The sequence below is a fragment of the Paraburkholderia atlantica genome (assembly GCF_000092885.1).
GTDB classification, from domain to species: Bacteria; Pseudomonadota; Gammaproteobacteria; order Burkholderiales; family Burkholderiaceae; genus Paraburkholderia; species Paraburkholderia atlantica.
This window is the reverse complement of record NC_014117.1, coordinates 1,099,159-1,114,704: the sequence shown is the minus strand read 5'-3', so window position 1 is coordinate 1,114,704 and position 15,546 is coordinate 1,099,159. Positions and strand designations below refer to the sequence as shown.

Genomic DNA, 15,546 nt, shown 5'->3' with positions numbered 1-15,546 from the left:
TCTCAGCGTCCTCTCATCATGCTCAGCTACCGCCACGCCTTTCATGCCGGCAATCACGCCGACGTTCTGAAACACGCCGTCGTGTTGCAGCTCCTGCGCTACCTTGGCCAGAAGGACAAGGCCTACTGGTATATCGACACGCACGCGGGCGCCGGCGTCTACTCGCTGAAGGAAGGCTACGCGACGAAGACCGGCGAGTTCGAGACGGGTATTGCAAAACTGTGGGGCCGCAACGACCTGCCGCCGTTGTTCGCCGACTACGTCGACGAAGTCAGCGCGCTCAATGCCGACGGCCAGTTGCATTTCTATCCGGGCTCGCCGTATCTCGCGTGGCGACAGTTGCGCGCGCAGGATCGGATGCGGCTATTCGAATTGCACAGCACCGAAATCGACGTGCTGCGCCACAATTTTCGCGACGCGGGTCGCCGCGCGATGCTGTACGCGGGCGACGGCTTCGACGGCATTCTCGCGCTGTTGCCGCCGGCGCCGCGTCGCGCGCTGATCCTGCTCGACCCGTCGTATGAAGACAAGCGCGATTACGGGCGCACGCTGCGCTGTGTCGAAGAAAGTCTGAAGCGGTTTCCGACCGGCACGTATGCGGTGTGGTATCCGCAAGTCAAGCGCCCCGAGTCGCAGCGTTTTCCCGACCAGCTCAAGCAGTTGCAGAAGGACAACTGGCTGCACGTCAGCCTGACCGTCAGCAATCCACCGGAAGACGGCTATGGGCTCTTCGGTAGCGGCATGTTCGTCCTGAACCCGCCGTATACGCTCGCGAAGATGCTGAACGATCAGATGCCATGGCTCGTCAAGACGCTCGGCGAGGACAAGGCTGCGACGTTCAAGGTCGAATATCGCGGCAATTGAACGCGATGAGCGGCGCGTGAGCGGATTGCGCGTGCGGTCTGCAGTTGCCTGCCCGCGCAACCTGGTCTGCACCCAGGCTCACTTCAACTGCGCGGCCGCCTTGCTCGCGAACTGGTTCGTATAGGTCGCACTCAAATCGATCCTTTTCGGATCGAGCCGGCTGTCGAACGACGACAACGCGCGCAGCGCCGTCGCCGGCCCATCCGCGGGCATCAGTCCGTCCGGCGAATACGCATCGCGCACGTTGTGAAAGGCGTCGAGATAAAGCGTCGGGTCGCCCAACAGGTAGGCTGGCGGCACCATCTTCAACAGATCCGCATCGCTCGCGGTCTGCAGCCAATGATTGGCGCGCACGATCGCGTTGGTCAGCGCCTGCGTCGTCTTCGGATTTTTCTGGATAAAGCTTTCGGGCGCGTAAAGCGTCGCCGCGGGCATCGTGCCGCCGAAAACCTCCTGCGTGCCTTTCACCGTGCGCGTATCCACCAGCACCTTGATCGCGCCGCTACGCGTGAGCTTGGTCATCATCGGATCGACATTGGATAGTGCGTCGATCTGCCCACTGCCCACCGCGGCCAGCACCGTCGCCCCACTGCCGACGCCGATCGCCGAAATGTCGCTGCGCTGCACGCCGGCCTTGCGCAACGCAACGGTGAGCACGAGATCGGTCGACGAACCCGGTGCGCTCACGCCGACCTTCGCGCCCTTGAAGTCCGCGAGCGACTTGATCTGGTCGGCCTTCGACTGCACCACGCCGATCACGATCTGCGGGGCGCGGCCCATCAACACGAACGCCCGATAGTGCTGTCCCTTCGCCTGCATGAACAGCGTGTGCTCGAATGCGCCCGCGCCCACTTCGGCGCTGCCGCCCACCACCGCTTCTAGCGCCTTCGAGCCGCCCGCGAAATCTTCGAGCGTGACATTCAGGCCTTCGTCCTTGAAGTAGCCGAGTTGCCGCGCGGCGAGGACCGGGAGGTAGTAGAGACCTGGTAAGCCGCCGACGGCCATCGTCAGTGTCGGCATTTCCGGCGCGTCCTTCGCGAATCCGGCGCTGGGCAGCGTAGCCAGTGTGAGCAGCATCACGCAGGCGCGGGTCGCACGCTGCATCCAGTGATTGGGCATGGTGACGTCTCCTGTGTTTTCCGTTCGAAGCGGTGACGCAGGCGCGCACGCCGGGACCGAAGCTCAGGGCGACGAGGCGTCGCAACGATTGTCGTCGGACGGTTTCACCGACGCCATGCGCCCAAACCCGAATGGAGTTGCTAGGTCCGAGCAAAGCTGGCGTAGGGAGAGAAGCGAGACCGGCGATCTTTCGCGCCGTCACTGCCTATTGCGGAAACGGCACCGGTCGAGGCATCGGCCGCGGCGGCACGCCACCGCCCGCCGGCAACTGAATATACGGTGCGACGACGAACGGCGGCGACGATTCTGCAGGCAGTTCGGCCGGTGCCGCGATCGACGGCGCGGCGACGATCGGCTCCGGCGCGGGCGGCGAGCTCAGCAGTACGGTACCGCTCTGGCCATTATTGATGCCGCCAAGCGTATCGAGAATCACTGGAGGACGCTCGTAATCGGATACCGCATATGCGTCCGACGCAGCGCAGAGGGTGGCGAGCGTCGCCGCGGCGGCCGCGGCCATCAAGAATCGGAAAGTTTGCAGCGAACGGACGGAGGACATGGGCAGCCCGATTGGTTATGAATGCCGTCTTGCGCGAAAAACGCCCTACATTACCGCGGCCCGCGTTACGAAGCTAGTCGATATTCGCCATGAGAAGCCTTCTTGCGACGATCACTCGAAAAACGCCGAAGGCACCCGGGTTTCGGTGTTCAGATGCGACAAAGCCCCGCTTTGACGGGGCTCGACATTGGTACTGCAATGGCCACGCAAAAGGCGCCGCCAAGGTCAAACTCAAAGCGGAAACTCAGCGCGAATAGCCGTTGGTTTCCAGCGAACGAATGCGCTGTTCGAGCTGGACGATATCGGACGAAGATGCGAGGTATGCCTCACGACGGCTACGTTCCGCGGTTTCGAACCAGGTGCTCAGCTTCTCAAGAATGAATGCAAACATGATGTTCTCCAAGGATCAGACCGAATCCCCGGTGATTTGACATCAGGGATTTCCCGTAAAAGGGTTAACCCGTATTATAGCCATAGGGTGCAACCTGAACAGTGAAATGCCCGCATGACGTGCATTCCATTCTGGAATGAAGCACTGCATAGGTGCATTTCAGGCGCTGATTTCATTGAGATTCATCGGGTACGCTCGGCGCGCAGGTCATTGCGCCAATTTCCACGCACACTTTCGGTGCGCAACTCGCTTGGCTTGAGCCGCGGCAGACCCGGTTGCGCCTTTTTCCCCCGATCCACCGGCTAAAGCGGATGGCAACCTTGTCCCGAAACAAGATCGGTGTCCGCTAATCGCTCGATGATCGGACAATCTGGCCGGTCATCGCCGTGACAATGGTCGGCCAGATGCGCGAGAGTGTCGCGCATGTCCGTCAACTCGGTGATGCGGCGATCGAGTTCGGCGACATGTTCGAGTGCGATTCGCTTTACTTCGGCGCTTGCACGCGAGCGGTCGTTCCATAGGGCAAGCAGTCGCCGGATATCCTCGACGAGAAATCCGAGTCGACGGGCCTGGCGGATAAAGCGAAGAGAATGCACTTCCTGGGGGCCATACACGCGGTAGCCAGCACTGGTGCGCCCCTTTGCGGTCAATAGGCCGACGCTTTCGTAGTAGCGGATCATTTTCGCCGTGACGCCCGACGCGCGGGCCGCTTCGCCAATGTTCATGACTGTTTTCCCAAGATTGCGGATGAACTCGAACCGATCCTACACCTTCCCATGGTGGGAAGGTCAGCTACCCAAACACGAAACGGCAGGCATAATTCGGCTATCCGCGATCTGATTCCCTCGAGGTCCTGCAATGACAATCGAACTCCATGTAGAAGGCATGAGTTGCCAGCACTGTGTTACCGCCGTCACGAACGCGATCCGCGAGCACGACGCGGCCGCGCAGGTTCAGGTGGATCTCGCGAGCGGCCGCGTGCTCGTGGAGTCGGCACAACCGATCGAGGCACTGAAGGCCGCGATTGACGAAGCCGGATACACCGTCACGTCTCTGCGCTGAGGGTGCCCGGCATGTTCAAGGTCGCCGTAATCGGTGGTTCCGGGCTGCTCGGCCGCGCGCTCATCGACGAACTCGCGGGCCAAGTCGATTGGCACATCGTCTCCACAGCATTTAGTCGGCCGTCTCCGCAAATGGTCCGATTGGATGTTCGCGATAGCCTGGCGGTCGAGCGTTTCATCGACCACGTGGTCCCGGATGCCGTCGTGATCGCCGCGGCGGAGCGCCGACCCGATGTATGCGAACGCGATCCGGCACATGCTCGTGCGTTGAACGTCGATGCCGTGCAAATGATCGCCAGCGCGGCAAATCGACACGGCGCGTGGACGCTGTCGATCTCGACCGACTACGTGTTTGACGGCAAGCACCCGCCCTATCGTCACGACAGTACACCAGCGCCATTGAACGCGTACGGACAGAGCAAGCTCGAAGGCGAACGAGCGCTAATCGAAACGGCCGAGCGCGGATGCGTGCTGCGTCTGCCGTTGTTGTATGGGCCGATTGCGAATTGGTCGGAGTCGGCCGTGACTAGCCTCGTGCCGGCGATCGCGGCGTCGGCCGCGCCGGACACCCAAGCTGCCAAGATGGACGCTTGGGCGATCCGCTATCCTACGTTCACGCCCGATGTCGCGGTCGTGATCCGACAGATGCTCGAACGACACGCGCGCGGCGAAACCATCTCCGGCATCGTGCAATGGTCGGGCGACGAACCGATGAACAAGTACGAGATCGCCGTGCGCGTGGCAGAAGCATTGCAACTCGACGCGCATTTGATGCCGCAGCACACACCCACCGACGCGACGCCGCGCCCGCACAACTGTCATCTGGCATCGAGCCGTCTGGAGGCACTTGGCCTCGGCCGACGCACACCTTTCGATACGGCGATCAGGCGGGTACTAGCCGCGTTTCCATGGCGGGGAATGACGACTTCCGCTTGATTCCGCCGCTTGGTAAGCGAATCCAGCGTGCCGTCTCGACGGTCTGATAAGAAGTTGCAAGAGTAGTCCCCACCACATGGAGTAGCGCAGACCCGGCGGATTGATATGACTTTCCGTGTCAATCGCGATGGGTTCTCGGTTTTGGTTCATCTGAATTTCCTGAGGGCGACGTAGCAGTACGTCTCGACGGTGGGTCACACTGATATCCGCGGGTTGGTTACCGCATTACTGTGGTCCGCCCTATGAGCCTGCCGCTGCCTCAAGTCGCAAATCGCATTAGATGTGTTGCATAATCCGCTCGCGGGTTACTCGGGTGCCGGGCTACGCCGTCTTCAGGAAACTCTCAGTGTCCTCGTTAAGATGATGGAGTGTCAGACCGGCCTGGCATCTTTCGGTATGGCGAGGGACATCGCCAGTCTGCTGATGTCCCAGATGAACCCTGAGAGTTCTCGCGCAACGGCAACCACACTGGTGTTCACATTCTTGCAGCGCATTGCCTGCAGGCCCAGTACCGCCGGATAACGGATCTGGAGGTTTGTAGCGTGTCGGCGCAACACCGCTCGCCGTGGCGTGCGCGAGCGCGCGTTCCTTGAGTTGCATGTCGGCGTGCAAGTAGATCTGAGTCGTCTCGGAGGACTCGTGACCGAGCCAGAGCGCGATTACGGACAGGTCTACGCCGTGATGCAACAGGCTCATAGCGGCCCCGTGTCGAAGCGTGTGGGGAGTTACTGACTTGTCCTTCAGCGAGGGGCACGAGTGGCACGCGATTGCGACGTTGCGCGACACAAGCCGCTGAAGTGCGTCGGCGCTAAGACGGCCACCGCGCGAACTGGGGAAGACCGGATCGTCGGGTTCGCCAGGTTGATAGCGTAGCCATGCTTTCATCACCGCGACGACGTCCGGTCGAAGCGGAGTGCATCGCATCTTTCTGCCTTTGCCGAGGCAACGGACGTGGGCGCCTGTACCGAGCACCACATCCTGACGCCTGATAGAGGTCAATTCGCTATTCCGCAGACCCATTTGAACCGCTACAAGAAGCAGCGCTCGGTCGCGATTGCCGATCCATGTTCGTACATCAGGTGCCGCTACTAGCGCTGCGGCCTCTTTCTCGGTTAGAAACTCGACGGGACCATGTTCACAACGTTTGGACGGAATTGCAAGGATACGCTGACACTGCAGAAACAACGCAGGCTCGCTGATCGCGACGAACCGGAAGAAGGCATGCACGGCGGCAAGGCGCGTGTTGCGTGTCCGCACCGAATTGCCTCTGCCGTGTTCGAGGTGGTAGGAATTCCTCGATCAACGACATGTCGAAGTCCTCGATTCGCAGCTTTGACGGCGTGCGCCTGATGCGCTTAGTGGCAAACGCTAGAAGCAGCCGGAACGTGTCACGGTAACTTGCCACCGTATGCGAACTCAGACCTTGCTGATCGAGCAGACGCTGGCTAAAAAAACGCTGAACGAGGGATGGGAGACTGGCGGCGCTCACGGCTGTTCTCCTGGACAGTTCTTGTCGAGATAGGCTGCCGCGAGTTCGAGCAACTCAGGAACCGCTTCGATGTACCAGTACGTAAGACCGACGTTGACATGCCCGAGGTAGGCGGCAAGTTTCGGCAATTCCCGACTTACGTCGCGACAGGCACGATACCACTCGACCAGCCGTCCAGTCGCGAAGCTATGCCGGAAGTCTTGGAGGCGTGGGCCGTAACCATCGCGCCCATCCTCTGTCGCCGATCGCAGACCAACAGCGCGCGACATTCTGACGAACATACTTCGTGCGGTGCCGGCATTCAATCGCTTGCCACGCTCACTAACCAGAAACGCCTCGCTCAATCGTAAAGGACAGAGTTGATCGCGTTTCTGGACGTGGTGTTCGAGTGCCACCCGGGTCGACTCTGCCACAGGAACACGCCGCGATTTGCCGAGCTTGGATTCCCGGATGGAGAGTATCCCGCTGACGAGGTCAACGTCCGACCGGTCGAGCCGAAACGCTTCGCCTGGCCTGAGGCCCGTCGCTACAAGAAGCCCTATGAGCGTCGAATACGTCAGTGCTCGCATGCCGGTTCGGGATCGCAGTTGAGCTGCTCGGGTCATAAGCAGATCAATTTCCTGCTCGGTGTAAATGTGCTGGGCATTGCGCCGTCTGCGGGCACTCAGGAGCCCTGCCGGAGGAATCTGTTTTCGACCGTCAATGACGTTCATCCATCTGGCGAATCCTCTCACTTGAGAGAGGCGCCTCCCCCAAGTGGCGCGTTCGACGAGTGTGGACGTCATCGCCCAGCGCAGAGCCAGATCGGTAGTAATGAACTCAGCACCTCCATGTTCCAGAAGATCAACGAAATGGCCGAGTGCCAATGCAGGTTCGTAGAATGACGCCCCGAGAGCGCCGCGGACCGCCACGTACCGAGCGAGAGAATCGCGGATCGCAGTCATATTGGACCTCCAGCCGTGTGCCACGAGCGCGCGACCTCGCGCAGGTCCTCAAACGCGACCTTTGCATAGATCGCGGTACTGTCCGGTGAGCGGTGCCGCAAGACCTCGGCTATCTCCGCGATCGAGGCCCCGTGGCGAATCATCGTCGTCGCCAGACCGTGACGGAACAGATGTGCGGCGCCCCGGCACGCGGGGCGGAAACCGGCACGTGCGAAGGCCTGACAAACAATCTTGCCAATCGCCGCCGGCCCCGCCAAACCAACCCGAGGTGCCAATCTGCGAAGGAAGACGCGCCGCGATGCACTCGCTCCGCGACCATTGCGGAGAATATGTTGCGATTGCTTCTCCGACCTCCGATGGCAGCGGGACGTGCTCGACTATCTGCCCCTTGCCATGAACGACGAGTTCCCCCGAGCGCCAGTGAATGTCGTCGAGCTCGATTGCGACGATTTCTCCGGCACGTAAGCCGAGCCGCGCCAACAACAGCAGGATTGCATAGTCACGGCGCCCAGTCGGAGTCGACCGGTCTGCAGATGCAATGAGAGCTTCTTGCTGCTCAGGCGTGAGGAACGTCGGCACAGTCGACTGTCGCCACTTACGAACCGAGGGCACTGACTCATACAGGTCTCGGGCCGTGTCGCCACGCAGAAAGAGGAAATGGCAGAACGAGCGGAGCGCAACTGCCATCAGCCGCGTGTACTTTGCCGATCGGCCTTTGCTGCGGGCAAGAAGATGATTCCGGATCGTTACCGCGTCAAATGCATCTGGCAATAAACTTCCGTCGCCGGCGAGTGGCAGTCGAGAAAGTCGCGAATGAACGGGCCATAGACGAGCAGAGAGTTCTTCGCGAGTCCGCGATCCTGCCTCAGATAGTCCAGGTATCGGCGATAAATGTGCGCGATTGCGGATTGGCGGCCCGACGTCGGCGGGCACACAACGGCTTCGGCACGCAGATAGGCGAGAAACTGCCGCAATGTGGGTCGCGCACGCTGGACGCGGTCTCGTGATGCGTCAATCATGCGCTTCATAAAACGAGCCGTGACAGACTCATCGAGATCCAATCAGGTCGATGTGCCTGTTCTTCATCCACCCAGAGAACGCACACAGGACTCTTCGTTTCTTGCGAAGTGATACCTCGGAATAGTGTGCCGTCCGTAGACGATCAAGAAATGCATCGATGTGATGGGCCGGCAGCCCGCCGGATTCGCTGACTGAGCGTGCCGCATTCATCTGATCTCTCCTGGCCAGCGCGATAGCCAGCGTGAGAAATCATACGTTTATGCCGACACTGCGATCACGAAAGGCCATATCCACCGCCACGCGCATGCACGACGCGGCATAATCGGGGAGTCGGCATAACTTTGCTCATGCCGCTAGCGGCATGACAGTCGTTGTTATCGATGGGCACATTCCCGTCGTCAAGATAGCGCGTGAGCGCTTCCCTGCGCTTGAGGCTGTAGCCCAGGGCTTTGGCAATGGCGGAGCCTTCGGACACGAGTTTGCGTTGCGCAGCCAGCCATTCATGGCTCTGTTGAGATTTGAGTGGGTTATGCCGCATGCGGGTTGATCGAAGTGAAGTCGAGCTTGCCGGCGATCAGAAACAGCACGGTACGCATGGTCGTGAGGTTGGCGTAACCGCGCGCGCGTCGCGTAGCGGCCTGAAACAGGCCGTTGAGAGCTCCCAGAAAGCCGTTGGTCTGGCGCGTCTGGGTCCAGGCGACGATGCCGTCGAAGTGCTTGCGGATCATGCGTGCAACCTCTTTCATGGGTTCGACTTTGGAGCGCATCTCGTTGGTGCACCACTGCTCAAGCATCGCGGAGACGACGTTGATCTGTTTGCGATCGAGGATGTCTCGCAATTGCTCGCGATAGAGCCAGGCCCGGGCGGTGCGCCTGGTCGTGACGTTGGCAACGAGCGCGTCCAGGTCGGCACGCTGCCCCACGTTCAACCGGTCGCGGTCCTTGAGCAGTGCCCAGCGCAGGCCGTTGAGGTCAGGGTCGGTCTTCTGTTCGAGCCGCCGCGTCTTGTCCAGAGCAAACGATGCCTGAGCGACAACGTGGAATTTGTCGAAGGTGATGCGGGCGTTGGGCAGGTGCCTGCTGACGCCCTTGATGAAGGCAGGCGACATGTCGATGCTGACCGAGGTGATTTGCCCGGGCGTGGCGTTGTGCGCTTGCAGATGGGCGGCGAACTGCTCGATGGTGGCAGCATCGCGGCCTTCGGTAACGAACACGATCTTGCGTTGTTTGGCGTCGGCCACGAGCGTCAGATAGTTGTGACCGCGCTTATAGTAAGTTTCGTCGACGGCAGCGCTCGTCAGGTCGGACACATCAATCTCGGCCAACGCCAGTTCGACGTAGCGCTTGCAGATCGCGTGTCCGCGGTACCACGACTCGCCGACGGCACGCGCCACTGCAGCAAAGGGCATCTGCTGCGCGAGCGTAAGTACCATCGCCTCGAAAAGCAGCGTGAAGCCACTGAGCTTGCCGGTGGCGGTAGCGCTTGACGACAGTATCATGCACGGGATGCGCGCCAGCCACTTCCGGATACGGAAAGCGAGTCCCGGCAGTAAAATCGATCTGAATCGTCAGCCGTTTGGCCGCCGCGTCGAAATCAACGCCGCTCCCGAACCACGGATCGCTCACACCCAATGCGGCTTCGAACAACTGGCTATGCATGACTTCCCTTCGTCTTTTGCACAAAAAACCGGACGATACCACCCACTCGGAATTCAACAGGGGCCCATTCATAGAACGCATCACAGACTGGCCTGGCCCGGCTTTGCCGGAGCCGGCGCCGCTCCTCGGCCCCCAGTTCCCGAGCATCACGCTCAATGTCGTACAGCGCTGCGAAGAACGGCAGCGCCTGCCCGGCGACCTGACTGCTGTGGTTGGCATGCAGATCGAAGAACTTGCGCCGCGCGTGAGCCGCGCATCCGACCTCGGTGACTCCCTGCTGGAATGAGGCCTTGTACCCGCCGTAGTCGTCGCACACCAGCTTGCCGTGCCAGTTCTCCAGGAACGTGCGTGCATGCTCGCCGGCGCGACTGTCGGCGAAGTCGTAGACAACGGCGCGCAGGTCACTGAACTGCGTGGGCGTATACGCCCGGAGATACGCACGGTGAGTCTTGCCCTTGCCGGGGCTGAGCATTTGCACCGGTGTCTCATCCGCATGCAGCACATCGCGCTGCAGGATCTCCTGATGCAGTGCGTCGACCAGCGGCTGCAACTGCACACCGCATGTGCCTACCCACGCACCCAGCGTCGAGCGCGGTATCGCCAGGCCCGCCCGCGCAAAGATCTGTTCCTGGCGATAAAGGGGAAGGTGGTCCGCATACTTGCTGACCAGCACTGATGCAAGCAGGCCGGTCGTCGGAATGCCCTGGTCGATCACGTGTGCAGGCATCGGTGCCTGAATCAACGTTTCGCAGTGGCGACATACCCACTTGCCGCGGATGTATCGCTCAACCGTCAACATCCAGCTTCTCGCTGATGTCCTCGCCGATGCGCACGCGTTCGCAGCCGCACTGGCACATCGTGCTGTGCGGCTCGTGATGGATGTCGACGCGCGGTAGCCGCGGTGGCAACGGTGCGCGTTTGGGCTGCTCGCGTTGCCGTTCGGGCGTGGTGGGTTCGAGCTGCTCGAGTTCCATCTCGACGGCGGCCAGGTCCCCATCAATCGCCTCGTCGAGCAGGCTCATCTGCTCGGTGTTGAGCTGTTCGCTGCGTCGGCCGAACTGCTGGCGCTTGAGAATCGAGATCTCGTGAGTGAGCTGCTCGATGCGGGTCTGCCGGAAGTGGAGTTCGCGGTCCCGTTCGCTGACCTCTCGCTCCCTGTTGCTCAGCTCCAGATCCTTTGCCTGCACCTCGGCCATCAGTTGCGCCGCCAGGGCGCGCAACTGCTCAGCATCGAGGGCAGCGAGGTCGGAGGGCAGGTTCATGCGGGCCAGTCAGAGAACCCCACACACCGTGGAAGCGAAACTGTTTACGTCCCTCAGGACCCTGTCCCAGACGATGCGGATCACGCCGTCCTAGCCGATGCGCTGCCACGGCAGGCCCAGCACCAGGCCAGCCAGCTGCTTATGCGTCAGTGCATGCTGCTTCGGCTCGCTGCCCATGTGCGGCCAGACGAATTGCCCCTGATTCAGCCGCCGTGCTGCCAGCCAGATGCCGATGCCGTCATGCACCAGCACCTTCACGCGGTTGGCACGGCGGTTGGTGAACAGGTAGGCATGGTGCGGATGCGCGGCGCCGACTACCTTGACTACCCGCGCCAGTACAGTGTCGAAGCCGGCGCGCATGTCCAGCGGATCGACAGCCAGCCACACCTCGTCGACACGGATCACCACAACCACCCACGAAGCCACGCGACGCACTGCGCTGCTTCCGTTGCTGGCCAGCTTACCGTGACCGTCTGATCGCCACGGCGCACTTCGACACGATCTCTGTCGAACGCGTCTCGCGCGTCTCAAGTGCAACCGGAACAAATCCCGGCAAGGACGCTGCATGCGTATGCGCCGGACGGCCCGGCAGTCTAGGGGGAAGTCTGCCTTCGGCCTGATCGATCCAGCGTCGCAGCAGGTTCGCATTGAGCTCGTGTTCCAGCGCGACCGCCGTGACCGAGACTTCCGTTCCCTGGCACGCTGCCACAACCTGCGCTTTAACTCTTCGCTGTAACGTCGCCGGCGTCGACGTGTCGGCAGCGTTTCTTCTTCGATAGTGTTCACGTGTCCGCTTATTCGTTAAACCGTTAAGTGGACACGCTACTGCCAAGAGCTTTAGCGCAATTCAAGGTGGGGTGCCCGGGCGCTTACCGATGACGGCCGCGTAAACGCAAAAACCCCACCGCTGGGGGTGGGGTTTCTGGCTTTGGGGGAGCCTGACGATTACCTACTTTCACACGGGCAATCCGCACTATCATCGGCGTGGAGTCGTTTCACGGTCCTGTTCGGGATGGGAAGGGGTGGGACCGACTCGCTATGGTCATCAGGCATGACGGGTTGCTGCGTCGCTCTCAGGTTGGGGTCAACCCGGCGCCACAGCCAATCGGGAAGAAGCGTAAAGGATTCGTGTGTGGGGTTGTGTTGTTTCTGGCACAACACCGATCTCAACCGGCATGTCTTCATCCCCTTCGGGGATCGGACACCCGTAAGCGCTGAAGCGCTGACGGTTGTCGAGACACACCTGTTATAGGATCAAGCCTTACGGGCAATTAGTATCAGTTAGCTCAGTACATTACTGTACGTGCACACCTGACCTATCAACGTCCTGGTCTTGAACGACCCTTCAAGGGGCTCGAAGCCCCGGGGATATCTCATCTTAAGGCGAGTTTCCCGCTTAGATGCTTTCAGCGGTTATCTCTTCCGAACATAGCTACCCGGCGATGCCACTGGCGTGACAACCGGTACACCAGAGGTTCGTCCACTCCGGTCCTCTCGTACTAGGAGCAGCCCCCTTCAAATATCCAGCGCCCACGGCAGATAGGGACCAAACTGTCTCACGACGTTTTAAACCCAGCTCACGTACCTCTTTAAATGGCGAACAGCCATACCCTTGGGACCGGCTACAGCCCCAGGATGAGATGAGCCGACATCGAGGTGCCAAACACCGCCGTCGATATGAACTCTTGGGCGGTATCAGCCTGTTATCCCCAGAGTACCTTTTATCCGTTGAGCGATGGCCCTTCCATACAGAACCACCGGATCACTATGACCTGCTTTCGCACCTGTTCGACTTGTCAGTCTCACAGTCAAGCACGCTTATGCCATTGCACTATCAGCACGATTTCCGACCGTACCTAGCGTACCTTCGTACTCCTCCGTTACACTTTGGGAGGAGACCGCCCCAGTCAAACTGCCTACCATGCACTGTCCCCGATCCGGATTACGGACCAAGGTTAGAACCTCAAACAGATCAGGGTGGTATTTCAAGGACGGCTCCACGCAAACTGGCGTTCACGCTTCATAGCCTCCCACCTATCCTACACAGACCGGTTCAAAGTCCAATGCAAAGCTACAGTAAAGGTTCATGGGGTCTTTCCGTCTAGCCGCGGGGAGATTGCATCATCACAAACACTTCAACTTCGCTGAGTCTCGGGAGGAGACAGTGTGGCCATCGTTACGCCATTCGTGCAGGTCGGAACTTACCCGACAAGGAATTTCGCTACCTTAGGACCGTTATAGTTACGGCCGCCGTTTACCGGGACTTCAATCAGGAGCTTGCACCCCATCATTTAATCTTCCGGCACCGGGCAGGCGTCACACCCTATACGTCCACTTTCGTGTTTGCAGAGTGCTGTGTTTTTATTAAACAGTCGCAGCCACCAGTTTATTGCAACCCTTTCACCCTTCTGGCGCAGGCCAGTCAAGCTACCAGGGCGTACCTTATCCCGAAGTTACGGTACCAATTTGCCGAGTTCCTTCTCCCGAGTTCTCTCAAGCGCCTTAGAATACTCATCTCGCCCACCTGTGTCGGTTTGCGGTACGGTCACTGTGAAACTGAAGCTTAGAGGCTTTTCCTGGAACCCCTTCCAGTTGCTTCGCTTCCGAAGAAGCTCGCGCCACACCCTTGAGTCCTGTGCCCGGATTTGCCAGGGCACCCTCTCCAATGCAGCGACCGGGACTTCCAACACCCGGACAACCTTCCGCGATCCGTCCCCCCATCGCATTTCACAATGGTGCAGAAATATTAATCTGCTTCCCATCAGCTACGCATTTCTGCCTCGCCTTAGGGGCCGACTCACCCTACGCCGATGAACGTTGCGTAGGAAACCTTGGGCTTACGGCGAGGGGGCCTTTCACCCCCTTTATCGCTACTCATGTCAGCATTCGCACTTCCGATACCTCCAGCACACTTTCCAGTGCACCTTCGCAGGCTTACGGAACGCTCTCCTACCATGCACATTAATGTGCATCCGCAGCTTCGGTATATGGCTTAGCCCCGTTACATCTTCCGCGCAGGACGACTCGATCAGTGAGCTATTACGCTTTCTTTAAAGGGTGGCTGCTTCTAAGCCAACCTCCTGACTGTTTTAGCCTTCCCACTTCGTTTCCCACTTAGCCATATTTGGGGACCTTAGCTGGCGGTCTGGGTTGTTTCCCTCTTGACACCGGACGTTAGCACCCGATGTCTGTCTCCCGTGATTGCACTCTTCGGTATTCGGAGTTTGCTATGGCGAAGTAATCCGCAATGGACCCCACAACCATGACAGTGCTCTACCCCCGAAGGTGATACACGAGGCACTACCTAAATAGTTTTCGGAGAGAACCAGCTATTTCCAGGTTTGTTTAGCCTTTCACCCCTATCCACAGCTCATCCCCTAACTTTTCAACGTTAGTGGGTTCGGTCCTCCAGCACGTGTTACCGTGCCTTCAACCTGGCCATGGATAGATCACCTGGTTTCGGGTCTACACCCAGCGACTGGACGCCCTGTTCGGACTCGCTTTCGCTACGCCTGCCCTAATCGGTTAAGCTCGCCACTGAATGTAAGTCGCTGACCCATTATACAAAAGGTACGCCGTCACCCCTTACGAGGCTCCGACTGTTTGTATGCATGCGGTTTCAGGATCTGTTTCACTCCCCTCCCGGGGTTCTTTTCGCCTTTCCCTCACGGTACTGGTTCACTATCGGTCGATCACGAGTATTTAGCCTTGGAGGATGGTCCCCCCATCTTCAGACAGGATTTCACGTGTCCCGCCCTACTTGTCGTACACCCAGTTCTTTCCCGCTGTTTTCGTCTACAGGGCTATCACCTGCTATGGCCGCACTTTCCAGAGCGTTCGACTAACAATGAGAATAAAGAGTACAGGCTGATCCCATTTCGCTCGCCACTACTTTGGGAATCTCGGTTGATTTCTTTTCCTGCGGTTACTTAGATGTTTCAGTTCACCGCGTTCGCTTCACATGACCTATGGATTCAGTCATGGATACTCCATTAGGAGTGGGTTTCCCCATTCGGACATCTCCGGATCAAAGCTCGTTTGCCAGCTCCCCGGAGCTTTTCGCAGGCTACCGCGTCCTTCATCGCCTGTGATCGCCAAGGCATCCACCACATGCACTTGTTCGCTTGACCCTATAACGGGTGTGTCTCAATGATTGCTCACCGCAGATCACATGCCGCTACAGGTTGAGTATTCGTGTTGCGCCGTATTCCAAAGGCAATCTCTCGATTCCCTTAAAATACATCG

Annotated in this window: 11 protein-coding genes, 2 rRNA genes and 4 pseudogenes; 3 read left to right on the top strand and 14 right to left on the bottom strand. The window is 59.5% G+C overall.

What is annotated here, in order from left to right:
• Nucleotides 1–18 precede the first annotated feature (18 nt).
• Nucleotides 19–864, top strand: a complete 846-nt coding sequence (locus tag BC1002_RS05010) for a 23S rRNA (adenine(2030)-N(6))-methyltransferase RlmJ (RefSeq protein WP_013088981.1) — start codon at nt 19–21, stop codon at nt 862–864.
• 78 nt (nt 865–942) lie between these two features.
• Here BC1002_RS05010 and BC1002_RS05005 read toward each other — a convergent pair whose 3' ends face one another.
• The 4 genes from BC1002_RS05005 to cueR all read right to left on the bottom strand — a co-directional run bounded on the left by BC1002_RS05005 (nt 943) and on the right by cueR (nt 3,655).
• Complete coding sequence (locus BC1002_RS05005; protein WP_013088980.1) at nt 943–1,983, bottom strand: ABC transporter substrate-binding protein; 1,041 nt, start codon at nt 1,981–1,983, stop codon at nt 943–945.
• A 205-nt stretch (nt 1,984–2,188) separates the two neighbouring features.
• Nucleotides 2,189–2,539 carry a hypothetical protein gene (locus BC1002_RS05000; RefSeq protein WP_013088979.1) on the bottom strand — a complete coding sequence of 117 codons (351 nt, stop codon included), beginning with the start codon at nt 2,537–2,539 and terminating at the stop codon, nt 2,189–2,191.
• A gap of 244 nt (nt 2,540–2,783) precedes the next feature.
• On the bottom strand, nt 2,784–2,930 hold the full coding sequence (locus tag BC1002_RS36090; RefSeq protein WP_013088978.1) for a DUF3563 family protein: 147 nt from the start codon (nt 2,928–2,930) through the stop codon (nt 2,784–2,786).
• Between the two features lie 302 nt (nt 2,931–3,232).
• The gene (gene cueR / locus BC1002_RS04995; RefSeq protein ID WP_013088977.1) at nt 3,233–3,655 is read right to left on the bottom strand and encodes a Cu(I)-responsive transcriptional regulator; all 423 of its coding nucleotides are present in this window, start codon (nt 3,653–3,655) and stop codon (nt 3,233–3,235) included.
• A 133-nt stretch (nt 3,656–3,788) separates the two neighbouring features.
• Here cueR and BC1002_RS04990 point away from each other — a divergent pair, with 133 nt between their 5' ends.
• Nucleotides 3,789–3,992 (top strand): heavy-metal-associated domain-containing protein, encoded by a 204-nt coding sequence (locus BC1002_RS04990; protein WP_013088976.1) that lies wholly within the window; start codon nt 3,789–3,791, stop codon nt 3,990–3,992.
• 11 nt (nt 3,993–4,003) lie between these two features.
• A complete protein-coding gene (locus BC1002_RS04985; protein WP_013088975.1) occupies nt 4,004–4,927 on the top strand; it encodes a dTDP-4-dehydrorhamnose reductase family protein in 924 nt (307 codons plus the stop codon).
• Between the two features lie 519 nt (nt 4,928–5,446).
• On the opposite strand, the pseudogene BC1002_RS39705 reads toward BC1002_RS04985, so the two are convergent.
• The 10 genes and pseudogenes from BC1002_RS39705 to BC1002_RS04940 all read right to left on the bottom strand — a co-directional run.
• A pseudogene (locus BC1002_RS39705) lies at nt 5,447–6,416 on the bottom strand (tyrosine-type recombinase/integrase); the annotation flags it as partial.
• Nucleotides 6,413–7,360, bottom strand: a complete 948-nt coding sequence (locus tag BC1002_RS04975; protein ID WP_013088974.1) for a tyrosine-type recombinase/integrase — start codon at nt 7,358–7,360, stop codon at nt 6,413–6,415. The pseudogene BC1002_RS39705 and the gene BC1002_RS04975, both read right to left, overlap by 4 nt.
• Nucleotides 7,357–7,617 (bottom strand): tyrosine-type recombinase/integrase, encoded by a 261-nt coding sequence (locus BC1002_RS39360; protein WP_274380040.1) that lies wholly within the window; start codon nt 7,615–7,617, stop codon nt 7,357–7,359. Before BC1002_RS39360 ends, BC1002_RS04975 begins: the two co-directional genes overlap by 4 nt.
• A gap of 127 nt (nt 7,618–7,744) precedes the next feature.
• A pseudogene (locus tag BC1002_RS39355) lies at nt 7,745–8,047 on the bottom strand (tyrosine-type recombinase/integrase); the annotation flags it as partial.
• A 703-nt stretch (nt 8,048–8,750) separates the two neighbouring features.
• Nucleotides 8,751–8,885 (bottom strand): annotated as a pseudogene (locus BC1002_RS37615) (IS66 family transposase); the annotation flags it as partial.
• Between the two features lie 22 nt (nt 8,886–8,907).
• Nucleotides 8,908–9,879: an ISL3 family transposase gene (locus BC1002_RS04960; protein ID WP_238537921.1), complete on the bottom strand. Its 972-nt coding sequence runs from the start codon at nt 9,877–9,879 to the stop codon at nt 8,908–8,910.
• Between the two features lie 224 nt (nt 9,880–10,103).
• Nucleotides 10,104–11,301 (bottom strand): annotated as a pseudogene (tnpC, locus tag BC1002_RS04955) (IS66 family transposase); the annotation flags it as partial.
• Nucleotides 11,302–11,391: 90 nt separating this feature from the next.
• A complete protein-coding gene (tnpB, locus tag BC1002_RS37460; RefSeq protein ID WP_157874650.1) occupies nt 11,392–11,727 on the bottom strand; it encodes an IS66 family insertion sequence element accessory protein TnpB in 336 nt (111 codons plus the stop codon).
• A gap of 510 nt (nt 11,728–12,237) precedes the next feature.
• Nucleotides 12,238–12,351: ribosomal RNA gene (rrf, locus tag BC1002_RS04945) — 5S ribosomal RNA — on the bottom strand.
• 200 nt (nt 12,352–12,551) lie between these two features.
• Nucleotides 12,552–15,431, bottom strand: a 23S ribosomal RNA gene (locus BC1002_RS04940).
• Between the last annotated feature and the right edge of the window lie 115 nt (nt 15,432–15,546).